The 23,208-nt window shown below is 67.2% G+C and carries 22 protein-coding genes, 1 pseudogene and 1 riboswitch; of the genes and pseudogenes, 9 read left to right on the forward strand and 14 right to left on the reverse strand.

The features are described from left to right. Positions 1-23 precede the first annotated feature (23 nt). Positions 24-1,310: pseudogene (locus ACFXHA_RS19030) on the reverse strand (MFS transporter); the annotation flags it as partial. 69 nt (positions 1,311-1,379) lie between these two features. Here ACFXHA_RS19030 and ACFXHA_RS19035 point away from each other — a divergent pair. Further along, the gene (locus ACFXHA_RS19035; protein WP_379358417.1) at positions 1,380-2,354 is read left to right on the forward strand and encodes a LysR family transcriptional regulator; all 975 of its coding nucleotides are present in this window, start codon (positions 1,380-1,382) and stop codon (positions 2,352-2,354) included. A gap of 5 nt (positions 2,355-2,359) precedes the next feature. Continuing rightward, the gene (locus tag ACFXHA_RS19040; protein WP_379358419.1) at positions 2,360-4,102 is read left to right on the forward strand and encodes a serine/threonine-protein kinase; all 1,743 of its coding nucleotides are present in this window, start codon (positions 2,360-2,362) and stop codon (positions 4,100-4,102) included. 12 nt (positions 4,103-4,114) lie between these two features. Here ACFXHA_RS19040 and ACFXHA_RS19045 read toward each other — a convergent pair whose 3' ends face one another. After that, on the reverse strand, positions 4,115-4,810 hold the full coding sequence (locus ACFXHA_RS19045; RefSeq protein ID WP_379358421.1) for a TetR/AcrR family transcriptional regulator: 696 nt from the start codon (positions 4,808-4,810) through the stop codon (positions 4,115-4,117). A 96-nt stretch (positions 4,811-4,906) separates the two neighbouring features. Here ACFXHA_RS19045 and ACFXHA_RS19050 point away from each other — a divergent pair, with 96 nt between their 5' ends. Then, positions 4,907-6,301 carry a lipase family protein gene (locus tag ACFXHA_RS19050; protein ID WP_379358423.1) on the forward strand — a complete coding sequence of 465 codons (1,395 nt, stop codon included), beginning with the start codon at positions 4,907-4,909 and terminating at the stop codon, positions 6,299-6,301. A 76-nt stretch (positions 6,302-6,377) separates the two neighbouring features. Further along, a riboswitch (TPP riboswitch) is annotated at positions 6,378-6,486 on the forward strand. Next, positions 6,478-8,160: a phosphomethylpyrimidine synthase ThiC gene (gene thiC / locus ACFXHA_RS19055; RefSeq protein WP_379358425.1), complete on the forward strand. Its 1,683-nt coding sequence runs from the start codon at positions 6,478-6,480 to the stop codon at positions 8,158-8,160. (Overlaps the previous riboswitch by 9 nt.) Before the next feature lie 56 nt (positions 8,161-8,216). On the opposite strand, the gene ACFXHA_RS19060 is transcribed toward thiC, so the two are convergent. From ACFXHA_RS19060 to ACFXHA_RS19070, 3 genes are all read right to left on the reverse strand, one after another. Next, a complete protein-coding gene (locus tag ACFXHA_RS19060; RefSeq protein ID WP_379358427.1) occupies positions 8,217-8,624 on the reverse strand; it encodes a VOC family protein in 408 nt (135 codons plus the stop codon). 65 nt (positions 8,625-8,689) lie between these two features. Further along, on the reverse strand, positions 8,690-9,688 hold the full coding sequence (locus ACFXHA_RS19065) for a 2-hydroxyacid dehydrogenase (protein ID WP_379358429.1): 999 nt from the start codon (positions 9,686-9,688) through the stop codon (positions 8,690-8,692). Between the two features lie 48 nt (positions 9,689-9,736). Then, the gene (locus tag ACFXHA_RS19070; RefSeq protein WP_379358431.1) at positions 9,737-10,387 is read right to left on the reverse strand and encodes a TetR/AcrR family transcriptional regulator; all 651 of its coding nucleotides are present in this window, start codon (positions 10,385-10,387) and stop codon (positions 9,737-9,739) included. 87 nt (positions 10,388-10,474) lie between these two features. Here ACFXHA_RS19070 and ACFXHA_RS19075 point away from each other — a divergent pair, with 87 nt between their 5' ends. The 3 genes from ACFXHA_RS19075 to ACFXHA_RS19085 all read left to right on the forward strand — a co-directional run bounded on the left by ACFXHA_RS19075 (position 10,475) and on the right by ACFXHA_RS19085 (position 13,274). After that, positions 10,475-11,632: an epoxide hydrolase family protein gene (locus ACFXHA_RS19075; protein WP_379358433.1), complete on the forward strand. Its 1,158-nt coding sequence runs from the start codon at positions 10,475-10,477 to the stop codon at positions 11,630-11,632. 98 nt (positions 11,633-11,730) lie between these two features. After that, positions 11,731-12,354, forward strand: a complete 624-nt coding sequence (locus ACFXHA_RS19080; RefSeq protein WP_379358435.1) for an NAD(P)-dependent oxidoreductase — start codon at positions 11,731-11,733, stop codon at positions 12,352-12,354. Positions 12,355-12,485: 131 nt separating this feature from the next. Continuing rightward, entirely contained in the window at positions 12,486-13,274 is a 789-nt protein-coding gene (locus ACFXHA_RS19085) for an alpha/beta fold hydrolase (protein WP_379358437.1), read from the forward strand. A 295-nt stretch (positions 13,275-13,569) separates the two neighbouring features. On the opposite strand, the gene ACFXHA_RS19090 is transcribed toward ACFXHA_RS19085, so the two are convergent. The 4 genes from ACFXHA_RS19090 to thiD all read right to left on the reverse strand — a co-directional run bounded on the left by ACFXHA_RS19090 (position 13,570) and on the right by thiD (position 17,915). Further along, positions 13,570-15,591, reverse strand: a complete 2,022-nt coding sequence (locus ACFXHA_RS19090; protein ID WP_379358439.1) for an ArnT family glycosyltransferase — start codon at positions 15,589-15,591, stop codon at positions 13,570-13,572. Next, positions 15,588-15,746, reverse strand: coding sequence for a hypothetical protein (locus ACFXHA_RS19095; protein WP_379358441.1), 159 nt, complete (start codon positions 15,744-15,746; stop codon positions 15,588-15,590). The genes ACFXHA_RS19090 and ACFXHA_RS19095 overlap by 4 nt, the downstream gene beginning before the upstream one ends. Continuing rightward, positions 15,743-16,987 carry a glycosyltransferase gene (locus ACFXHA_RS19100; protein WP_379358443.1) on the reverse strand — a complete coding sequence of 415 codons (1,245 nt, stop codon included), beginning with the start codon at positions 16,985-16,987 and terminating at the stop codon, positions 15,743-15,745. Before ACFXHA_RS19100 ends, ACFXHA_RS19095 begins: the two co-directional genes overlap by 4 nt. 76 nt (positions 16,988-17,063) lie before the next feature. Beyond that, on the reverse strand, positions 17,064-17,915 hold the full coding sequence (thiD, locus tag ACFXHA_RS19105) for a bifunctional hydroxymethylpyrimidine kinase/phosphomethylpyrimidine kinase (RefSeq protein WP_379358445.1): 852 nt from the start codon (positions 17,913-17,915) through the stop codon (positions 17,064-17,066). 71 nt (positions 17,916-17,986) lie between these two features. On the opposite strand from thiD, the gene ACFXHA_RS19110 reads away from it, so the two are divergent. Further along, positions 17,987-19,123, forward strand: coding sequence for a GTP-binding protein (locus tag ACFXHA_RS19110; RefSeq protein ID WP_379358447.1), 1,137 nt, complete (start codon positions 17,987-17,989; stop codon positions 19,121-19,123). Positions 19,124-19,172: 49 nt separating this feature from the next. Here the strand turns inward: ACFXHA_RS19110 and ACFXHA_RS19115 are convergent, their stop codons facing one another. Further along, on the reverse strand, positions 19,173-19,499 hold the full coding sequence (locus ACFXHA_RS19115) for a hypothetical protein (protein WP_379358449.1): 327 nt from the start codon (positions 19,497-19,499) through the stop codon (positions 19,173-19,175). Between the two features lie 66 nt (positions 19,500-19,565). Beyond that, complete coding sequence (locus ACFXHA_RS19120; protein ID WP_379358451.1) at positions 19,566-20,156, reverse strand: TetR/AcrR family transcriptional regulator; 591 nt, start codon at positions 20,154-20,156, stop codon at positions 19,566-19,568. Between the two features lie 101 nt (positions 20,157-20,257). On the opposite strand from ACFXHA_RS19120, the gene ACFXHA_RS19125 reads away from it, so the two are divergent. Further along, a complete protein-coding gene (locus ACFXHA_RS19125) occupies positions 20,258-20,704 on the forward strand; it encodes a DUF4345 domain-containing protein (protein WP_379358452.1) in 447 nt (148 codons plus the stop codon). Here the strand turns inward: ACFXHA_RS19125 and ACFXHA_RS19130 are convergent. From ACFXHA_RS19130 to ACFXHA_RS19140, 3 genes are read right to left on the reverse strand one after another with little or no spacing between them, the layout of a single operon-like run. Further along, positions 20,622-21,236 (reverse strand): TetR/AcrR family transcriptional regulator, encoded by a 615-nt coding sequence (locus ACFXHA_RS19130; protein ID WP_379358454.1) that lies wholly within the window; start codon positions 21,234-21,236, stop codon positions 20,622-20,624. The genes ACFXHA_RS19125 and ACFXHA_RS19130 overlap by 83 nt on opposite strands. A gap of 23 nt (positions 21,237-21,259) precedes the next feature. Next, positions 21,260-22,042 carry an enoyl-CoA hydratase family protein gene (locus ACFXHA_RS19135; protein WP_379358456.1) on the reverse strand — a complete coding sequence of 261 codons (783 nt, stop codon included), beginning with the start codon at positions 22,040-22,042 and terminating at the stop codon, positions 21,260-21,262. Further along, positions 22,042-23,205 (reverse strand): acyl-CoA dehydrogenase family protein, encoded by a 1,164-nt coding sequence (locus ACFXHA_RS19140; protein ID WP_379358458.1) that lies wholly within the window; start codon positions 23,203-23,205, stop codon positions 22,042-22,044. The genes ACFXHA_RS19135 and ACFXHA_RS19140 overlap by 1 nt, the downstream gene beginning before the upstream one ends. Positions 23,206-23,208 lie beyond the last annotated feature (3 nt).

Genomic DNA, 23,208 nt, shown 5'->3' on the forward strand with positions numbered 1-23,208 from the left:
ATCACCGCGACACCGATGGCAGCGCCGAATTCGCGTGCGGCGGAGTTCAATCCGGCGCCCAGGCCGGAGCGGTCGGCGGGCAGGTTGGCCATGACGCCGGTGGTGAGCACCGGCGCGGCGAAGCCCATCCCGAACGACAGCAGCACCAGGTAGGCCGCGTACAGGGGGTAAGGGGTGCTCGCGTCGGCCGTGGCGACCAGCAGCAGGCCGATTCCGATGACGGCGAGTCCACCGGCCGCCGGAAGCCGCGGCCCCATTCCGGCCTCCAGCCGCACCGCATAGCGGGGCACCAGGATCATGCCGATGGTGAGCGGCACGATCGCCAAGCCCGCGGCCGCCGGCGAGAAGCCCTTCACGTATTGCAGGTATTGCGAGTTCACGAAGAACAGCGCGAAGAGGCCGAAAAACGTGGTAGCCGTGCCCAATACAGCCACCGACAGTGCCCGGGAACGGAACACGCGCGGGTCGATGAGCGGATGCGGGGAGCGCAGCGAATGCCATCCCAGCACCGCGATCAGCACGATGCCGAGCCCGAATCCGGCCAGCACCTCCACCGAACCCCACCCATGTGACGGGCCCTCGATGACGCCGTAGAGCAGGGCAACCGATCCGGCGGTGAGCAGCAGCGCGCCCACCGGATCCTGATTCGCCTCGCGGCGTGCGGTTTTCGGGGTGACCACGGCGACCACCACCATGAGCAGCAGCCCGGTCGGCACCATCACCCAGAACAGCGACTGCCACGGCAGAAACTCCTGCAGCACTCCGCCGCCGATATTGCCCAGTGCCCCACCGAGACCCAGCGAGAGCGTCCAGGTGGCCAGCGCATGCGCCCGGGTCCGGGCGTCCGGGGACAGCTGCACCAGGATCGACATGGTGGCGGGCATGATGAGCGCCGCGCCCGCGCCCGAAACCGCGCGCCCCGCAATGAGTACCGCCGGATACGCGGCCAAGGCGCTGGTCAATGCGCCGGCCGCGAACAATCCGAGCCCGGTCAGCAGCGCACCCTTGCGCCCGTATCGATCACCGAGCGCGCCCGCCGGAATGAGCAGTGCGGCGAACACGATCACGTAGGCGTCGACGGCCCACAACAATTCGGCAGGCCGGGGATGCAGGGATGAGGCGGCCAGCAGTGGAATGGACAGATTGATCGCCGCCACCATGGACTGCGCCACCATGATGCAGGCGCAGACGGCGAGCAAGACCGCGCGTGGCGGCCCGGCGACGCGGGTCTCGGTGACCGGTGCTCCGGACACGACTGTGGACATGGATGTGCTCCAAACGGCAATGGGAAATTGGAATTCCGTCACCATCCGGACGGAACGAATTCCACGCTAAAGCCGCCCAAGCCATTACTCAAATGCATCTTTATCATTCAATACATGCACCGCACGCAATCCACCGACCTCCGGGGCCTGGACCTGAACCTGCTGGTCACCCTGGATGCCCTGCTCACCGAGCACAGCGTGACCGGTGCCGCCGAACGTCTGCGCCTCTCCGAACCCGCGGTCAGCCGCGCCTTGGGCCGCATCCGCCGCAGCATCGGCGACCCGATCCTGGTCCGCGCGGGCCGCATCATGGTCCCCACCCCGCACGCCCTCGCCATCGAGCCCGAGGTCCGCGAACTGGTCGACCGCATGCAACGCCTCTTCTCCTCGGCCCGCACCACCGACATCCGCACCGTCACCCGTGACCTGACTGTCCTGGCCCACTACGCCATGGCCGCCGTCTTCGGCCCCACCCTCGTCGAACGCGCGGCCGCCGAAGCCCCCGGCATCACCCTCCGCTTCCTCAACGAGGGCCACACCGACACCCCCATGCTCCGCGACGGCCACGCCGACCTGGAAATGGGCATCATCGGCGACCGCGCCCCCGAAATCCACGTCGCCCCGGTCTTCGAGGACCGCATGATCGGCGCGGCCCGCGCAGGCCACCCCCTGCTGCGCGGCAACACAATCCGCCTCGACGACTACGTCACGGCCCGCCACCTCGCCGCCTCCCGCCGCGGCCGCCTCACCGGCCCCATCGACGAAGCTCTCGCCCGCCAGAACCTCCGCCGCGAGGTCACAGCCTCGGTAGCGGGCATCACCGGCTCCCTCTTCTTCCTCCGTAACAGCGACCTACTCGGCAACATCCCCGCCTGTGCCCGCCCCATGGCCGAACAACTCGGCCTGACCTGCTTCGACCTCCCCCTCGAAACCCCACCCCTCCCTTACGCCCTGGCCTGGCACCCCCGCAACGAAGCGGATCCGGCACACACCTGGCTGCGCAACACCGTCCGCGAGATCATGCTCGCCGCCCACGCCGGCAACCGACCGGCCTATCATGCGTGTGAACGGGGTCACAGAAAGGCTTGATGGGGGTGAGCTTTCGGCCGGGCACGGTATTCGAGGGATACCGGATCGAACGACTGCTGGGTACGGGCGGGATGGGGAGTGTCTATCTGGCCCGGCATCCGCGTCTGCCCCGGCTGGTCGCCCTGAAGGTGTTGCTCGACGAGACCGGCGGCGAACTGCGCAGGCGGTTCGTCCGGGAGGCGACCCTGATCGCCGCGCTCGAGCACCCCAATATCGTGCACATCCACGACTACAGCGGGCCGGACGGCGACGCCCTGTGGATCTCGATGCGATATGTGGCCGGGGGCGATATGGCGGATCTCCTTGCCCGCGAGGGTGGTCGACTCGCAGCAGACCGCGCGGTCCGCTTGATTGCGCAGGCCGCCCGGGGACTGGATCACGCGCATCGCCATCGCATCCTGCACCGGGATGTGAAACCGCTGAACCTGCTCATGGATCGGGACGGGGACGAGGAACGGGTCGTCGTCACGGATTTCGGGATCGCGCGCATGCTCGACGCGACACGCTCGACCAAGTCCGCACCGATGACCTACGCGTACGCCGCGCCGGAACGGTTCGACTCGCAGGCGGTCATCGATCACCGCTCGGATGTGTACTCCCTCGGTTGCACGCTCTACGAGCTCCTCACCGGCAAGAAGCCTTATCCGGCAAGCGATCTCGCCGCCATCATGGGCGCCCACCTGACCGCCACGCCGCCTCGCCCGAGCAAGCAGCTGAGCGAGCTGCCCGCCGGTTTGGATTCCGTCATCGCCACCGCGCTCGCGAAACGACCAGCCGATCGGTTCGGCTCCTGCCTCGATATGGCCGCCGCCGCCCAGACCGCTCTCGTCGGCTGGTCCGCGGGCCCCCGGGATCCCGCGGGAACGCCGCGCCGCATTCCGCGTCCTGGCACCACGGCGAAGGAGTCGGCGGGAAAACTGTTCGCGGGCTACCGCCTTCGTCAGCAGCTGTCCAAAAATCCTCAATGGTCGGTGTACTCGGCGTGGCACCCGCAGGTTCCCGGCCTCCTCGCGGTGAAAATCGGTTGCCAGGACGAACGACCCAAGCATGAATCGCACCGGCAATTCGTGCACGAGTTGGATCGAGTCCGGCAATTGGATCACCCCAATATCGCCCGGGTTCATGACCACAGCCGGATCGGCGACCGCACACTCTGGGTTGCCGCACGGTACATCCCCGGCGGCAACTCCTTGCAATCCCTGCTCGACAAGGAAGGCGGTCACCTTGCGGCGGATCATGCGGTGTGGCTGTGTCGTCAGATCGCCGAAGGCCTCGACCACGCTCACCGCCGCGGCATCGTGCATCGTCGCATCGTGCCCTCGAACATTCTGTTGGAATCCGACGGCGACCAGGAACGCCCGGTCATCATCAACTTCGGTAGCGGCCTGCTCCCGGACGTGACCAACCCCCGCACCGGCGAGCTCCCGCCGCTACCGTGGGCGGCCCCGGAGGTGTTGAGCGGGAACGACATCGACAGCCGCACCGACATCTACTACCTCGGGTGCACGCTGTACCGAATGCTCGTGGGCCGACCACCATTTCGGGGTGACCGACTGCCGACCCTCGTCAGAAGTCATCTCGCCGCGTCACCACCTCGACCGAGCCAACAGCTGTGGGGCCTGCCGGTCGCCTTCGACCAGGTCATCGCGACAGCCCTCGCGAAGAAGCCGGATCAGCGCTACGCCGGCTGCCTGGAATTCGCGGCAGCCGCCGAACAAGCCTTGCTTCCACCTACCTCGCTCGGGTGAGGCCATCGCCGCTCAGACGCGAGAGCGCCCGGCGTCGACGACTGCGACGAAGTGGGTCAGGTCGGCGGTGAGGGTTTCGACGGAATCGGGGGCGCCGCCGTCGTCGTGGTGGTGGAGCCAGTCGGCGACGAGTTCGAACATGCCGCCGATGGTCGCAAGGGCGAGCGGGAGGAGGGTGCGGTCGGTGTCCGGGTTGCCTTGGAGCCATTGGTGTTTGAGGAATTCGGCGGACCAGCGGCGGTTGGAGCGGCGTTGGGCCTCGACGGCCGGGGAGATGCCGCCGGCTTCGCCGAAGGTGACCTTGGCGAGGCGGGGGTCGTCGGCGATGGCGTGGACGAAGGCGGCGACGATGGCGGCACGGCGGGTGGGCCAGTCCGCGTCGGCCGTCTCGACGGCGGTCTGGGCCACGCGTTGCTGGATGCCGGTGCTGATTTGTTCCAGCAGGGCGGTGTAGCACGCCTCTTTGCTGTCGAAGTGATCGTAGAAGCCCTTGGTGCCGACGTAGGCGTGCTGACAGATCTGTTCGATCGAGGTCAGCGAATAACTCTGGCGGGCAAAGAGATCGGTGGCAGCGATGAGGAGCTGACGGCGGCGCTGGGCGCTGCGCTCGTCGGCGTCGAGGCCGCGGATCCGGCGCCGTGCCACCGGTGTCCGGTCGCTGGGTACGGCGGTCCGGTCGGTCGGCGCGGCAGATTTGCTGCGGGACATGCCTAGACGATAGCCAAGCTCATTTCAGAAAGACATCTTGTTGGTAAGTGGATACCGTGTTGTAATCGCTGTCACGTCCAGGAAGGGAACAGAGACGTGGCAATCGCAGGGGATCGCCGGACCCGGGGTAGGCGGCTGCTCGCAGTCGCCCTCGCGACGGCATTGACGGCAGCTTCGGCCGTACTGATAGGCGGCCTCGGCGCGGGATCGGCTGCCGCGCAACCGGAACCGCTGAATGTGGATTCGTTCTATCAAGCGCCCGACGGGTTCGAGAGCGCCGATCCGGGCACCATTCTGCGCAGCCGTGAAGTGCAGTTGGCGGTGCTCACCGTGCTGCCCGTGCACGTGCGGTCCTGGCAGTTGCTCTACCGCACCACCGACCTGTTCGGGCAGCCGACGGTCGCCGCCACCACGGTGGCGATTCCGGAGGGGGCCAACACTTCTCACGGCAGGCCGCTGGTCTCACACCAGTTCTTCTACGACAGCACCTCGCCGAATTGCGCACCCTCGTTCGTGCTGCAGCAGGGCGGCGGGCTGCCCGCCCTCGAAGGCATCCACTCCACGGTCGAATACCTGGAACTGGCGGCTTCCATCAGCCAGGGTTACGCCATCAATGTGCCCGACTACGAGGGGATGAACGGGCATCTCGCGGTCGCCAAGGAACCCGGCTACCTGATCCTCGACAGCGTGCGCGCCGCCGAGGCATTCCAGCCGCTGGGGCTGGACGGCGCGAATACGCCTGTCGCCCTGTGGGGTTACTCCGGTGGCGGCATGGGCAGCGGCTGGGCGGCGGAGATGCAGCCGAGCTATGCGCCGGAACTGAACGTCAAGGCCATCGCCATGGGTGCGCCCGTCTCGGATGTCGAATCCCTGTTGCACGTCAACGGTTCCATGTTCGCCAGCCTGATCGGCGTCGGCATCGCGTCACTGCGCAACGCGTACCCGAAGTTCGCGGAGACCACCGACAGGTACCTGACGCCGGAGGGGCGGGCGATCATGGACCGCACCGCGAATCAGTGTCTGGTGCGCAATGTGCTGAACCTGATGTTCACCGACTATCAGCGGATGATGACCATCCCGATCGCGGACTTCCTGGCGTTGCCGGAGATCAAGGAGGTCTTCGATTCGACCGTGCTGGGCAGCAATCCGCCGACCGCGCCGACCATGGTCTATCAAGGCGTCTACGACGAGGCGGTGCCGTGGTACACCAACGACCGCATGGTTCAACAGTGGTGTGACGGTGGCACTTCCGTCTACTACAAGCGCGATCACCTCAGCGAGCATCTGACGCTCACCACGCTCGGCATGGCCGATGCCTTCAACTGGATCAAGTCGCGGCTGGCTCCCGGCGCGGTCGATCCGGTGGGCTGCCGCACCGACAATGTCGTCACGATGCTGGCCAACCTGGATGCCTTGGCCACCCAGACCGAGATCAGCCTGAACGCCGCCTTCGGTGCGCTCGGCTGGCCCATCGGGCCACAAGAGCGCTGATCAGACCGGATCGTATATTCCACGGTCCCGGGTCGTTCGCGTCCCGGGACCGGGTATGGTCGCCTCGGAAGAAGTACGTATTGCCAACGGGGGCTCGCACCAGCGGGCTGAGAGGACGGCTAGGGCCGTCGACCGTATGAACCTGACCGGGTAATGCCGGCGTAGGGAGGATTCAAATGTCATCCAGCCGTGTCTCCAGCAGCCCTGTGTCCAATGGCAAGAGCAACGCAGGGCCAGTCGACACCGTGACAACCGGCCCCATCCAGGGCAGCGTCAAGCACTACGAGCAGGTCGAGGCCGACGGCACGACCCTGAACGTGCCGGTGCGACGCATCAACCTGACCAACGGCGAGCACTTCGACGTGTACGACACCTCGGGTCCGTACACCGACGACACCGCCACCATCGACCTCGAGGGCGGGCTCCCCAAGATCCGCGACGAGTGGGACAAGCCGCAGGTCGACGGACCGCCGACGCAGCTCAACTGGGCGCGTCAGGGCGTGATCACCGCCGAGATGCACTACATCGCCAAGCGTGAAGGCGTTGCGCCGGAACTGGTTCGCGACGAGGTCGCCGCCGGTCGCGCCGTGATCCCCGCCAACCACAAGCATCCCGAGTCCGAGCCGATGATCATCGGCAAGAAGTTCGCCGTGAAGATCAACGCGAACATCGGCAACTCGGCCGTGAGCTCCTCCATCGCCGAAGAGGTCGAGAAGATGGTGTGGGCCACCCGCTGGGGCGCCGACACCATCATGGATCTCTCCACCGGCAAGAACATTCACGAGACCCGCGAGTGGATCCTGCGCAACTCCCCCGTCCCGGTGGGCACCGTGCCGATCTACCAGGCGCTCGAGAAGGTGAACGGCGATCCCACCAAGCTGACGTGGGAGATGTACCGCGACACCGTGATCGAGCAGGCCGAGCAGGGCGTCGACTACATGACGGTGCACGCGGGCGTGCTGCTGCGCTACGTGCCGCTCGCGGCCAAGCGTGTCACCGGCATCGTCTCGCGCGGTGGTTCCATCATGGCCGCGTGGTGTCTGGCGCATCACCAGGAATCGTTCCTGTACACCAACTTCGCCGAGCTGTGCGAGATCCTCGCGAAGTACGACATCACCTTCTCCCTCGGCGACGGCCTGCGTCCCGGCTCCATCGCGGACGCCAATGACGAGGCCCAGTTCGCCGAGCTGCGCACCCTGGGCGAGCTCACCAAGATCGCGAAATCCTATGGCGTGCAGGTGATGATCGAGGGCCCCGGCCACGTGCCGATGCACAAGATCGTGGAGAACGTGCGGCTGGAGGAGGAGCTCTGCGAGGAGGCTCCGTTCTACACCCTCGGCCCGCTGGCCACCGATATCGCGCCCGCCTACGACCACATCACCTCGGCGATCGGCGCGGCCATCATCGCCCAGGCCGGCACCGCGATGCTCTGCTACGTGACGCCCAAGGAGCACCTGGGCCTGCCCAACCGCGACGACGTGAAGGTCGGCGTGATCACCTACAAGATCGCCGCCCACTCCGCCGACCTGGCCAAGCAGCACCCGCGCGCCCAGGACCGCGACAACGAACTGTCCAAGGCGCGCTTCGAGTTCCGCTGGACCGACCAGTTCAACCTCGCGCTGGACCCCGACACCGCGCGCGAGTACCACGACGAGACCATGCCCGCGGAGCCCGCCAAGACCGCCCACTTCTGCTCCATGTGCGGTCCGAAGTTCTGCTCCATGCGCATCTCGCAGGACGTGCGTGACTACGCCGAGAAGCACGGCCTCACCGACGTGTCCGCCATCGAGGCGGGCATGGCCGAGAAGTCCGTCGAATTCGCCGACGCGGGCAACAAGGTGTACCTGCCCATCGTCTGACGGCACCGAATCCTGTTCGGGGCGGGCGGCTTTCGAGCCACCCGCCCCGAGCTGTTTCAGGCCCGGTTCGAAATCTGCTGTACGGCCCAGCTATTGCCGTCCGGGTCGTCGAAGAACACGAAACCGACGTTGTCCAGGGCATCGCCCCCGGAGTTCGGGTTCTCGCCCAGCACCTGAACGTCGGTGACATCGACTCCACGCTCGACCAGTTCGGCGTGGGCGGCCTTGATATCCGGCACGACCAGTTGCAGACCCTTCAGATAGCCGGGTTCCATCTTCGGGACCACCCCCTCCCCGATGACGATCGAGCAGGCGGAGCCCGGCGGAGTGAGTTGGACGATGCGCATGCCATTGCCAGGGCGCACATCGTGGTCGACGTGGAAGCCGAGCTTGTCGCTGTAGAAGTCCTTGGCGCGGTCGACGTCGGAGACGGGGACGACGACCACTTCGAGTGTCCAGTTCATGACAAATCCTTCCGATCGGGGCGTTCCTCTGGAAGTCGGAGCCGAGACACCGGATTCATCATTGTTCAGTCCACGGGAACCAGCGTGTTTTCCGAGCGTCGTCCGGCGAGGTAATCGTCGATATTGCCGAGGGTGGTGTCGATGATCTGGCCGACCGCGGTGGCGGTGAAATACGCCTGATGCGAGGTGACCAGGACGTTCGGGATGGTCATCAGGCGGGCCAGGGTGTCGTCGGCGATGCCGGTGACCGAGCGGTCGAAGAAGAACAGGCCCGTCTCCTCCTCGTAGACATCCAGTCCGACACCGCCCAGCTTGCCGGTGCGCAGCGTTTCGAGCAGAGCATTGGCGTCGACCAGCCCGCCCCGGCTGCTGTTGATCAGCAGCGCACCGGGTTTCATGCGATCGAGGGCCTTCGCGTCGATGAGGTGACGGGTGGCGCTCAACAGCGGCACATGCAGTGACACGATGTCGGACTCGCCGAGCAGCGTCTCGAGTTCCGTATAGGTCATCCCCAATTCGTCACGGCAGCAAGGATTCTCCGCCACATCCCAGCCCAGCAGGCGGGTGCCGAAGCCGTGCGCGATGCGGGCGAAGCATTCGCCGATCTTCCCGGTGCCGATCACCCCGATGGTCATGCCGTGAATATCCCGGCCCATCAATCCGTCCAAGCGGAAATCGAATTCACGGGTCCGGTTCGCGGCCCGGATGATGCGCCGGTTCACCGCCATGGCCAGCGTCCAGGCGAATTCGGCCACCGCGTACGGCGAGTAGTACGACACCCGGGCGACGGTGAGCCCGAGTTCTGCCGCGACCTCGAGATCGATATTGTTGAAACCCGTTGAGCGCTGGGCGATCATGCGAGTGCCGCCGGCGGCGAGCGTGCGCAGCACCTCGGCGTCCAGTTGGGCGTTGACGCTGGTGCTGACCACCTCGTATCCCGCTGCCAGCGGGGCCGTGTTCCGGTTCAGAAACTCCTCGAGCATCCGGATGCCGTACCGCCCGTCGAGGGCCGCACGCAGCATGGGCTTCTCATCGGCCTGCACGCCGTAGGCGAGGATTTCCATGCGTCCACGCTATCGCCGCCGCTCACCCGATCCGGGGAGGCATTGCCGTCATTGGCCGCGGCGCTGCCAGCGGTGGGCGAATTCGCCGGGCTCGGGGGGTGGGCCCGGGAGGTCGCCGGGGGTGGCGAGGCCGTCGATGAGCAGGGCCAATACTCGGCGGCGGAGTTGTGCTGTGCGTTCAGGATCGGGCAGGGCGATGGCGGCACAGGATTCGAGGATCAGGCCGAGGTCGGCGACGGTGACGCCGGGACGCAGTCGGCCGGATTCCCGGGCCCGGCGCAGGAGTTCCGCATTGAGTTCGGCCGAGCGGCGGACGTCGGGGACGATCGACTCGTCGGGGGTGAAGGTGCCGGCCAGATGCGTGGTCAACGAGTGCACGTCGGCGTCCACTATCCGCTGCAGGAACTCGACCAGCGCGCTCCAGTCGTCGGAATTCTCCAGGGCCGCTTCGGCTTCCGTGTTGTAGCGGCGCAGGCCGTCGTAGCAGAGGGTGCGCAGTAGTTCCTCTTTGCTCGGGTAGCGGCGGTAGAGCGCGCTGATGCCGACACCCGCGCGTTCCGCGACGGCCGAGATCGGGGCCTTGGGTTCGGCCAGGAAGACGTCGCGCGCGGCGGCCAGGATGAGTTCGTCATTGCGGGCGGCCTGGGCCTTGCGGCCCGGGAGGGCGCGCTGAGCTGCGGGTTCGACTGTCTTCGCCATGGATCCGAGAATACCACTTGAACGGAATGATCCGTTCCGTTATGGTTGAAACAGAACGAAACATTCCGTTCCACTGAGGAGAGAATGATGAACGCCCAGACCGCCGCCTCCGCCATCCGCCCCTTCCGCATCGACGTCCCCCAGGCCCAGCTCGACGATCTGAACGAGCGGCTGCGCAAGGCGCTGTTCCCCAATGAGCTGCCGGGCGTGGGCGACTCCTACGGCGTCACCGTCGACCGGGTGCGCGGGCTCGCGCAGTACTGGCTGGCGGAATTCGATTGGCGGGCCCTGGAATCCGAGCTCAACGCCTACCCGCAGTTCACCACCGAGATCGACGGCGAGGACATCCACTTCCTGCATGTCCGCTCACCCCGAGCCGATGCCGTCCCGGCCGTGCTGATCCACGGCTGGCCCGGGTCGATCCTCGAGTACCTGGATGTCATCGAACCGCTGACCAACCCCGAAGACGCCGCGGCCCCGGCTTTCCACCTGGTCATCCCCTCGCTGCCGGGCTTCGGTTTCTCCGGCCCGACCCGCAGCACCGGCTGGGGCACCCGCCGGACCGCCCGCGCCTTCGTGGACCTCATGGTCCGGCTCGGCTACCAGCGTTTCGCCGCGATCGGCAATGACGCGGGCTCGATGGTCGCACCGGAGATGGCCCGCATCGCCCCCGATCGGCTGCTGGGAATGCATGTGACGCAGCTGTTCTCGTTCCCCTCCGGCGATCCGGCCGAGATGGCGGAGCTGTCCCAGGAGGACATGGCGGCGCTGGGGCATCTGCAGTGGTTCATGGACAACAAGTTCAGCTTCAACACCCTGCACAGCCAGCAGCCGCAAACCCTGGCCTTCGCGATCTCGGATTCACCGATCGGCCTGCTGGGCTGGAACTCCCAGCTCATGGGCGAGAGCCTCGACGCCGAATTCATCATCGGCAATGTGGCGATCTACTGGCTGACCGGCACGGCCGCCTCCTCGATCCGCTTCTACTGGGAGGACGCCCACGACACCGAGCGCACGCCGGGTCCGACCACCGTGCCGACCGGGCTGGCCATGTTCAAGGGCGACTTCCAGTCCATGCGTCGCTTCGCCGACCGCGATCACAAGAACATCGTGAGCTGGCATGCCTACGACGTGAATTCGTCCCGCTCCACCAGCCCGAACGATGCGGCCGGGCACTACGCCGCGCACGAGGCCACCGATGTCCTGGTCGCCGATATTCGTGAGTTCTTCGCTCCCCTGAGCTGATCTCGCATGTTCGCGAGACGCGTGGCGATGTTTCCCGGCAGCTTCCGTTGATGTACTGGAATCACCTTCCCGACAACGAATTTCACGAGGTGAGAGCCATGAAGGTAGCCATTTTCGGAGCCACCGGGACCGTCGGTCGCCACGTCGTCGCACGCGCCCTCGCGTCCGGGCATCAGGTCACCGTGCTGACCCGCGATCCCGCGCACATCAGTACCCCGCACGAGCGGTTGCGCGTCGAGGTCGGCGACGTCCTGGACCCGGCCGCCGTGGAGCGCACGGTCATCGGCCAGGACGCGGTGATCGTCACCCTGGGCGCGGGCCGCAAGGGCGTGGTCCGCGCCGAGGGCACCCGCCGCATCATCGAGGCCATGGATCGGACCGGGGTCAAGCGCCTGATCTGCCAGTCCTCCCTGGGTGTCGGCGACAGCCGCGGCAACCTGAACTTCGTCTGGAAGTACGTCATGTTCGGCATGCTGCTGCGCCAGGCGTACGCCGACCACGTGGTGCAGGAACAGTACGTGGTGGCCAGCGACCTGGACTGGACGATCGTGCGGCCCAGCGCCTTCACCGACGGCCCCGCCACCGGCAATTTCCGCCGCGGCTTCTCCGCCACGGAAACCGGCCTGACCCTGAAGATCTCGCGCGCCGATATCGCGAACTTCCTGGTGGAACAGCTTTCCGACGACACCTATCTGCGTCGCACACCCGGCATCTCGAACTGATCCGCGGTCCTACACGGCCCCGGCCGACATGTCAGCTCGACATCAGGCCGGTGTCAGCCGAACTCGCGAAAGTACTCACATCACAGCGATCCCGGCCCCCAAGGGCCGGGACACGAACAAGGAGTACCGCGATGAACGCCACCACCCGCAGCAACGACACCACCTGGACCGGCATGGTGCAGGTCGAGGACACCGCTTTGGCCGTCACCGACACCGGCGGCAACGGCACCCCGGTCCTGTACCTCAACGGTTCCTACGCCACCCGTAAGAACTGGAAGAAGGTCATCGCCGACCTCGGCCCCGGCTTCCGCCACATCACCTTCGACGAGCGGGCCCGCGGCAAGTCGCAGACCTCCGCCGACTACTCCTTCGAAGCCTGCGTCCGCGATATCGACGCCGTCCTCGCCGCCCGCGGCGTACGGCGCGCCATCCTGGTCGGCTGGTCCTACGGTGCACTGGTCGCCGTGCACTGGGCCGACCGCAACCCCGAGCGGGTCATCGGCGTGGTCTCCGCCGACGGCGCGATGCCCTTCGGCCTCACCAGCCAGGAAGACCTGGACCGCATCCGCGCCATGTTCCAGAAGATGGGCCCGATGATGCCGATCCTGCGGCCGCTGCACCTGGCCGCGCGGATGAGCGCGGATCAGCACGCCGAGGTCAATATCGAACTCAATCTGCTCTGCGCCGCCCTCGCCCCGGTGCTGGAGCGGCTCACCGTCCCGGTCCGCTACGTGGTCGCCAATGGCGCCAACCTCGGTGCGACCGAGGCGGAAATGGCGGCGGTGCGGGACTCGCTGACCCCGTGCCTCGCGGTCAACCCGAACCTGACCATCAACGCCCAGGTCGGCAGCAACCACTCCAAGATCCTGTCCAAGGACTTCCACGCGGTCGCGGAGGCCGTCCGTGCCACCGTCGGCTAGAAGCCGAAATCTCTGCCAGCTCGATGGATTCATCGTCCCAGCGACGTTCGATGGCCGCCCGCTCCAGCGCGGGCAAGGCCGGATCCCAGCCGGATCTGCGCCAGAAGGCTTCTCGGTGGTCATCGCTGAGGGGGTGCGGCGTGCTCATGCGCGATCCCTGAATTGTGGTGGGCGTCACATGAATTCTATCGAGGGAGTGAGATCGTTTGGGACGGACCGGAAGACCGATGTACGACCGAGCGCCCGCACTCCAAGGAGTGCGGGCGCTCGGCGTCGGCGGTGGCAAGCCCGCCGGTTATCCGGTTTTCGGTGCGGTCAGGTCGTAGAGGGTGATGCCGTCCACTTCCTGAGAGTTGAAGTGCGCCTTCACCCAGGCGGTGATCTGCGAGCTTTCGCTGTTGGTGTTGCCGCCTCGCTCGCCGCCGCCCATCTGGCTGCCGGCGATGAAGTAGTGGATCCGGCCCACCTGCACGTACTCCTGGAACTGGGCCAGCGTCGGGGACGGGTCGCTGCCGTTGAAGCCGCCGACCGGCATGACCGGCAGCTGGGTCGCCAGCTGGAATCCGGCCGCCGAGTTGGAGCTCACGGTCGCCGCCACCCAGGTGTAGTCCGAGCCGTCGGCATCCAGCAGGGCGGTGACCCGATCGCTGGGCTTGCTCGCCATCATCATGTTGCCCGCCGCGCCGCCGCCGAATCCGCCGGGGCCACTGTCGTTCCCGGCATTTCCGCCGGGGCCGCCATTGCCGCGCTGACCACCGGCTCCGCCGTCGGCCTTGGCACCGTTCGGCGTGCCGTGGCCGCCGCCGCGCGGTCCGCCGTGGCCGCCCCAGCCACCCATCGTCATCGGACCCGCCGAGGGCATCGGTCCGGAGTGGGCCGTGGCGATGCCGTCGATCGCATAGGCGGTAGGCGCGGCCAGACCGACCAGCACCGCGGCCGCCGCGACAGCAAGACCGGCCTTGCGCGGCAGGCGGATCAGCAACAGCAAGGTGGCGATGATGCCGCCCGCCAGCACAACCCAGCGCAGCCACGGCACGAAAGAAGTACTGCGGGACAGGACTATCCACGCGGTCGCGGTGGTCGCTCCCAGCATGAGGGCGGCACTGAGCCGAACCCACAGCAGGTCACGATGCTGCCAAGCGAGGGCCGCACCGATGCCGACCAGCGCAGCCACCGCGGGTGCCAGCGCCACCGTGTAATACGGGTGGAAGATGCCCTTCATGAAGCTGAACACCAGCCCGGTGCCCAGCAGCCAGCCGCCGAACAGGATCAGCGTCGCACGCTGCGGATCGGTGCGGGTCACCTTGCCGCGCAGCACGAGTCCGACCACCAGCGCGATCAGTGCGGCCGGAATCAACCAGGCGATCTGACCGGCCTGGGCGGGCTCGAACAGCCTGCCGATACCGGGCGTACCCCACATGCCGCCACCGCCGGTCGGCATATCGCCGCCGCCGAAGCCGCCGACACTGCCGGTCTCGTCACCGTTGAGGCGACCCAGACCGTTGTAGCCGAGCGTCAGTTCGATGATCGAATTATGCTGCGAGCCACCGAAATATGGGCGGTCGGAGGCGGGCCACAGTTCGGCCACCAGCACCCACCAGCCCGCGCCCGCCACCATGCCCACGGCCGCACCGAACAGCTGGGCGATGCGCTTGCCGAGCTTCGGCGGCCCCGCGATCAGGTAGGTGAGGGCCAGGGCGGGCACCACCAGCAGCACCTGCAATTGCTTGGCCAGGAAGCCGAGTCCGATGAACGCACCGGTCAGCAGCAGCCAGCGCCAGCGGCCGTCGGCCAGCGCCCGGGTCATGGCCCAGGCCGCCGCGAGCATGAGCAGCACCAGCATGGCGTCGGGGTTGTTGTACCGGAACATCACGGCCGCAATGGGTGTCACGGCCAGCACCAGCCCGGCCAGCAGTCCGGCGCTTGCCCCGAAGTGGCGTCGCACGATCGCCCACAGCAGCGCCACCGACGCCACCCCGAGCAGGGCCTGCGGCAGCAGCATGCTCCAGCTGTGCAGTCCGAAGACGCGCACGGAGAGCTCCATGGGCCACAGCGACAGTGGCGTCTTGTCCACGGTGATCGAGTTGGCGGCGTCGGAGGAGCCGAAGAAGAAGGCCTTCCACGACACCGAACCCGCTTGCACGGCCGCGGCGTAGAAGGAGTTGGCCCAGCCGTTGGCGGACAGATTCCACAGGTAGGCGATGCCGGTGCCGACGAGCAGGGCGGCCAGGGCCAGGTATTCGCGCCGATCGGCGTGGGCCGCGGTCGGTGGCGCCGGGGGTGGAGCGGTGGGCCGTTCGGTCAGTGTCGCGGTCATCGTTCGCCTCCTCGGTCGTCTCGTCGCACGGGTATGTCGGTGTCGGTCATCCAGCAGGGCAGGTCGCCGTGGTCACAGCGGCCGGGGAAATCGACGTGCAGCAGCCGGAATCCGTCGTCGGTGAGCGCGCGGGGCGCGGGAACGATCGTGGTCACCCGACCACCTGGGGCGTGGGATGCTTCCCGGCATTGCGGAACACCCAGCGCAGACCCACGAATCGGAGCAGCGTCGCGACCAGGTTGGCGATCACCAGCACCAGTAGCTCGAGATGGACGGCCGCGTCGGGCGCCCAGTGATGCAGCGTGTAGAGCGAACCACTCGTCAGCGCGAGGCCGACGCCGAAGATGATCAGACCCTGGAAGTGGTGTGCCACCGCCTGATTGCCGCCGCGGACCCCGAAGGTGAAGGCGCGGTTGGCGGCGGTATTGCCGATCGCGGTGACCAGCAGCGCCAGGAAGTTGGCGGCCTGCGCGCCCATGACGCCCTGCAGCACCACATAGAGCAGCAGGTAGGCGAGGGTGGAGGTGACGCCGACGATGCCGAAGCGGACCAGCTGCCCGACCATGCCCAGCGGCACGCCCTCCACCAGCGGCTCCCGACCGATGGCCGCGCGCAGCTCGTTGATGGGCAGGCGGCCGGTGGTCAGCGCGCGGCCGACCCGCCACACGCCCTGCAGGTCCTTGCGGGCGGTGTCGACGATGTCCACCCGGGAGTCCGGGTCGTCGATCCAGTCCACCGGCACCTCGTGGATGCGCAGTCCGATGCGTTCGGCCAGCACCAGCAGTTCGGTGTCGAAGAACCATTCGCCGTCCTCGACCAGCGGCAGCACCAGCTTGGCGACATCGCCGCGCATGGCCTTGAAGCCGCACTGCGCGTCGGAGAACTTGGCCTGCAGCGAGGCGCGCAGGATGAGGTTGTAGCAGCGGGAGATGATTTCGCGCTTGGGCCCGCGCACCACCCGCGAGGAGGAGGCCAGCCGGGTGCCGATGGCGACGTCGGAGTGTCCGGACACCAGCGGGGCGACCAGCGGCAGCAGCGCGTTCAGGTCGGTGGACAGGTCCACGTCCATGTAGGCGACGATCTCGGCGTCGGAGGACTGCCAGACTTCGCGCAGCGCGCGACCGCGGCCCTTGCGGTCCAGGTGCACCACGCGCACGCCGTCGAGCTGGTCGGCCAGGTGCCGGGCCACCTCGAGGGTGCTGTCGGTGGAGGCGTTGTCGGCGATCGTGATTCGCGCCGTGAACGGGAAGTTCAGGGTGAGGAACGCGTGCAGTCTGCGCACGCACGGTCCCAGATCGACCTCTTCGTTGTACACCGGAACGACCACATCCACGACGGGCGCGGTCACTGCTTCTGCGGGTTCCGCCGCCCGCACGGCGGTCTGAGTGTCGCTCATAGTGACCAATCTCGATCACCGAACTCACATCAGTCTGCGGTCTGCCTGGGAGCTTCCTGGGAGCCTGTGATAGTGGCTAGACCGGGCCGAGATGCAGCCGCCACAACGGGGAGACCGGTCCGTGTCCTTTGCCCAGGTCGTAGGACGCTTCCAGGCTGCGGAAGGTCCACTCCTTGGCGAAGGCCACCGCGTCCGGCACCGAATACCCGTGGGCCAGTGCGCAGCACATGGAGGCGGCCAGGGTGTCGCCGCCGCCGTGATCGTTGCCGGTGGCCAGCCGGCGCGCCGGGAGTTCGTGGAACACGTCGCCGTCGAACAGCAGGTCGGTGGACTGTTCGGAGGTGCGCAGGTGACCGCCCTTGACGATGGCCCAGCGGGCCCCGAGCGCGATCAGCGCCTCGGCGGCACGGCGGGCGGACGGGTCGTCGACCACGTCGATGCCGGTGAGCAGCCGGACCTCGTCCAGATTGGGGGTGACCACGGTGGCCAGCGGAATCAGGGTGTGCCGCATGGCGTCCAGGGCCTCGGCGTGCAGCAGCGCGTCGCCGTGCATGGAGGCGGCGACCGGGTCCACCACCAGTGGGATGTCGCCGTCACGGCCGATGCCGACCTCGCGGCAGACGCCCGCCACGGCCTCGATGATGGCGGTCGACGCCAGCATGCCGGTCTTGGCCGCGCCGATTCCGATGTCGCCCACCACGGTTCGCACCTGGTCGGCCACGATCTGCGGCGGAATCTCGTGGAACCCGCTCACCCCGAGGGTGTTCTGCACGGTCACCGCGGCCACCGCCACGCACGCGTGCACGCCGCACAGCGCCATGGTGCGGGAGTCGGCCTGGATGCCCGCGCCGCCGCCGGAGTCGGTGCCCGCGATGGTGAGGGCGCGAACCGGGGTGGTGCCGTTCGGGGACAGGGGTAGGAGTTCCACGTCACAGACCCTAGTGGGCTCGGATCGTGCCCGATCGCCGACCCTAATTGAAAACGGTTATCATTAGTGGCATGACTTCAGCCCCACTCCCCGTCACCGTGCTGTCCGGCTTCCTGGGCGCGGGCAAGACCACCCTGCTCAACCACATCCTCGCCAATCGGGAGGGCCGCCGGGTCGCGGTCATCGTCAACGACATGAGCGAGGTGAACATCGACGCGGCGCTCGTCGCCGGCCAGGGACACCTGGACCGGACCGAGGAGAAGCTGGTCGAGCTGACCAACGGCTGCATCTGCTGCACGCTGCGCGAGGACCTCATCGAATCGGTGGGCGCGCTCGCGCGGGAGGGCCGCTTCGATCAACTGGTCATCGAATCCACCGGCATCTCCGAACCCATGCCCGTGGCCGCCACCTTCGAGTGGGAGTTCGAGGACGGCTTCCGGCTCGGCGAACTCGCCCGCCTCGACACCATGGTGACCGTCGTCGACTGCTCCACCTTCCTCAGCGAAGTGGTGAAGGGCCAGGCACTCGCCGAACGGAATCTGCAAGCGGGAGAAGGCGATGCGCGCACCATCGCCGACCTGCTCATCGATCAGGTGGAATTCGCGAATGTGCTGGTACTCAACAAGACCGACCTGGTCAGCGCGAATGCGCTCGGGACAGTCGAGGCCACGATCCGCCGCCTGAATCCCGCCGCGCGCATCGTGCACGCCGCCCACGGCGTGGTCGACCTCGCCGAAATCCTCGACACCGGCCGCTACAACCCCGACCTGGCAGCCCAATTCGACGGCTGGGACGAAGAACTCGCAGGCGGCCACACCCCCGAAACCGAGGAATACGGCATCAGCAGCCTCACCTTCACCGCCGACCGCCCCTTCCACCCGGAACGCCTGGACGCCGCCCTCGCCCAACTCCAGAGACTCTTGCGCAGCAAGGGCTTCTTCTGGCTGGCCAGCCGCCCGAACCTGGCCGCCATCTGGTCCCAGGCGGGCCCGAACCTGACCTTCGAGGCCGGGGCCTACTGGGAATCGCTCGATATGACGCCGGGTCAGGAAATCGTCTTCATCGGCATCAAACTCGACCGCCCCCACGTCCGCGACCTACTGAACTCCGCACTGCTCACCGACGCCGAACTCGCTGCGGGCCAACGAGAATGGCTCACCTACCCCGACCCTTTCCCATCCTGGGGACCGAGTCACAGCCACGCCTGACCGACAACGGTAGGCCCCCGGCACTCTGCCGGGGGCCTATCTGGTCAGGCTAGGAGGAGCCCGCCGAACCGGTGGACAAGAAGCTGGGCGGCTGGCAGTTGGTCACCAGGTAGTACCCCTCGGTCAGATTGACCTTCGTCGCGCTCGTGATGGTGTACCAGTTGCCGAGATTGACTCCGCCGGGCGCGGTTTCGACCGCATACGAGCAGCTCTTGTCCGTCGAGTAGGGCTGCAGCGTCCGCTGTCCCGACGGCACCGAACCCACACCCTGGTTCGTGGAGCTGATCAGGTATTCCTGAGCCGAATCCGCCTGGGCGGTACCGATTCCGGCGACGGCGATCGCCGCGAACGCCGCGACGGCAATGGAGGTCTTCAAGTGTTTGTTCTCCCCTTCAAGATTGTTAGAACACCTCATTATCTGCGCGCCCATCGGCAGTGTTAATCACCGCTCCGGCGAATCTTTCAGGGCGGCAAGAGATCCGGTGAGCGCCCCCAGACAGGCACGGCGGACCTGGGCGCGGGTGAGGACCTCGTGTTCGAGCCATTCCAGGCAGAGGGTGTGGACGAACATCAGCCACGAGGTGACCACCGCGGACATGGCGTCGCGGGCGGGGCCGGTGAGGCCGGTGGCCGCGAGGACTATGTCGTGCATGGCGGCGTGGTCGCCGAAGACGATGGCCTGAACTACCGGATCGCCGGCGAGGGCGCGGTTGGCGGCCAGCACGGTGTTGCGGTTCGCGGCGAAATAGTCCAGGTGGGTGTCGAGTCCGGCCGCGATCTGATCGGGCAGCGGGAGCGCCGGATCGATGTGGACCTGATCCTGGAGGGTTTCGGCGGCGCGTTGGTAGATCGCGGCGAAGAGGGCGCTCTTTTTGGGGAAGTGGCGGTAGAGCAGGGTGCGGGAGATGCCTGCGAGTTCGGCGACTTGGTCCATTTGGACCTGCTCATAGGGCAACTCGGCGAAGAGTCGTGCGCCGACGTCGAGGAGTTCGGCGCGGCGCTGATCGGGGGCGAGGCGTCGGCGCGGAGGCATCTCCCCACACTAGTTGACGCGTGTGCACTAGCAGGATTACGCTCCGAAGCAGCTTAGTTGACACGCGTACACTAATGTACGTTTCGCGGAGGAGGACGGCCGTGAAGTCCGTATTGCGTTGGTATCTCATTGTTTTCGGCGTTGCCGACGTCCTGATCGCGTTGGCGCACATCTTCATCGGACCGAGCACGATCATCGGGGCGAACACACCCAATGCCACCTTGGACGGCGATGTCCGCTTCTCGATGGTGCTGTTCCTCGCCTATGGCATCGCATGCATATGGGCCGCAAGGGATTTGGACGGCAATGCCACGCTCATCCACCTGCTCATGCTGGTGTTCTTCCTGGGCGGCGTGGTGCGGCTGCTGACCGTGGCCTACGTCGGCTGGCCGCATTGGTTCTACATCGCCATGATCGGCGTGGAACTCGTTACGCCGCCGGTCTATTCGATACTGCTGCGACGGGTCAGCGCGGCACCGGGAGAGCGGCGTGCAGGGTCGCTGCCCACTGCTGGACGATTTCCTTCCGGCGCAGCGAATCATCCGTGAGGACGTCGGCCAGACCCAGCCCGCGGGCCAGGTCCAGGGTGGCCTGGACCAGGTGGTGGGTGACCGGGTCGGAGTCGTCGACGCCCAGGGCTTCGATGGCCATGCGGTGGGAGATGCGGCCGAAGCGGGCTTCCAGCGGGAGGATTCGTTCGCGCAGGGCCGGGTCGGCGGCGGCGTGGGTCCAGACTTGCAGGGCCGCTTTGAACAGCGGGCTGGTGTAGGACTCGACCAGGCCCGCGACCACGGCTTCGGTGCGGGCCGCGCCCTGCGCCACCTCGGTGACGGCCTGGGCGTCGGCCTTGACCTGATCCATCCGGGTTTCGAACATGTACTCGAGCGCGGCGGTGATCAGGTCTTCGCGGGTCGGGAAGTGGTGCTGGGCGGCACCACGGGACACCCCGGCGCGTTCGGCGACCACGGCGACCGTCGCCGCCGCCCAGCCCGTCTGGGCCAAGCAGTCGATGGTCGCCTCCAGCAGCCGCTGCCGGGTGGCCCGGCTGCGGTCCTGCTTGGGTTCGTGGGGTGTCGCCATGGGTGCCTATTCTGCCGAGTTGCCTATTCCGCCCAACTCGCCGGGCGGCGCTGCATGAACGCGGTGATGCCCTCGATCACTTCGGGGGTGCCGAAGAAGCTCGCGGAACGCTTGGCCAACTCCTCGGACTTGCTGTCGAAGGTGACCAGCAGATCCGCGTTGACCAGCTGCTTGGCCTCGGCCAGTCCCTGTGGCGAACCCTTGCGGAGTTCCCCGCACAACCGGGCCACCTCGGCGACCGGATCGTCGACGGCCACCGTGATCAGCCCGATGCGTTCGGCCTCGGCGGCGTCGAAGGTCTCGCCGGTCTGGAAGTACCGGGCCGCGGAACGGCCGGTCATCCGGGGCAGCAGGGTGAGCGAGATCATGAAGGGAGCCAGCCCGATTCGCACCTCGGTCAGCGCGAAGCTGCTGCCCCGCCCGGCGACCACGAGATCGCAGGCGGCGATGATGCCCATGCCACCCGCCCGCACATTCCCGTCCACCTGCGCCAGCACCGGTTTCGGCATGGCGAGGATGTCGCGCAGCACCGAGATCATCCAGCGGGTGCGGATATCGGCGGCGGCCGCCGGGTCGGCGTCCACCGCTTCCTTGAGATCGGCTCCGGCACAGAAGGTATTGCCGGTGTGCGCGAGCACCACGCCGCGGACGGCGTCGTCGGCCGCCGCCCGCTGCAGACCTTCCAACAGCTCGGTCACCAGCCGCGACGACAGTGCGTTGCGGTTGTGCGGGGAATCCAGTGTGAGCGTGGCGAATCCGTCCGCCACCTCATACCGGACGAACGGCCCGTCGTGCGCCTCGCTCATCAGTAGGACCTCGGCAGGCCCAGCGAATGCTGGGAGACGAAGTTGAGGATCATCTCGCGGCTGACCGGAGCGACGCGGCCGATGCGGGCGGCGGCCAGCATGCCCGCCAGGCCGACATCGGAGGTGAGGCCGGAGCCGCCGTGCGTCTGGATGGCCTGGTCGAGCGCCTTGATACTGGCCTCGGCCGCAGCGTATTTCGCCATATTGGCGGCCTCGGCGGCACCGAAGTCGTCACCGGAGTCGTAGAGGAACGCGGCCTTCTGCATCATCAGCTTGGCGAGTTCCAGCTCGATCTTCACCTGGGCCAGCGGATGCGAGATGCCCTGGTGCGAGCCGATCGGCGCGCCCTTCCACACCGCGCGCTCCTTGGCGTAGGCCACGGCCGCGTCGATGGCGTAGCGGCCCATGCCGACCGCCATGGCCGCTCCCATGATGCGCTCCGGGTTGAGGCCGGCGAACAGCTGTGCGATGGCCGCGTCCTCCTGGCCGACCAGCGCGGTGGACGGCAGCCGGACGTCGTCGAGGAACAGCGTGAACTGGTTGTCCGGCTCGATGATGTCCATCTCCTGCTTCGTCTTCACGAAGCCGGGGGCGTCGGTGGGGACGATGAACAGGGCGGGCTGCAGATTGCCGGTCTTGGCGTTCTCGCTGCGGGCCACGATGAGCACGGCCTCGGCCTGGTCCACGCCGGAGATGAAGATCTTGCGGCCGTTGAGGATCCAGTCGTCGCCGTCGCGGCGGGCGGTGGTGGTGATCTTGTGCGAGTTGGAGCCCGCGTCCGGCTCGGTGATGCCGAAGACCATCTTGCCGCTGCCGTCGGCCAGCTTGGTCAGCCAGTGCTGCTTCTGCGCGTCGGTGCCGTACTTGGTGATGATGGTGCCGCAGATGGCGGGCGAGACGACCATGAGCAGCAGGCCGCAGCCGCGCGCCGACAGTTCCTCCTGCACCAGCGCGAGCTCGTAGATGCCTGCGCCACCGCCGCCGTACTCCTCGGGCAGGTTCACACCCAGGAAGCCGAGCTTGCCCGCCTCGTCCCACAGCTCGTCGAAGGGCTCGTTGCGGCGCGCCTTCGGTCCCGCGTAGTCGCGGTGGTTGTACTTGGCGGCCAGCTTGGCCACCGCGGCCCGCAGCTGCTTCTGCTCGTCGGTCTCGATGAAACTCATGGA

Origin of the sequence: Nocardia sp. NPDC059240 (genome assembly GCF_042753865.1) — a bacterium.
Classification (GTDB): Bacteria; Actinomycetota; Actinomycetes; order Mycobacteriales; family Mycobacteriaceae; genus Nocardia.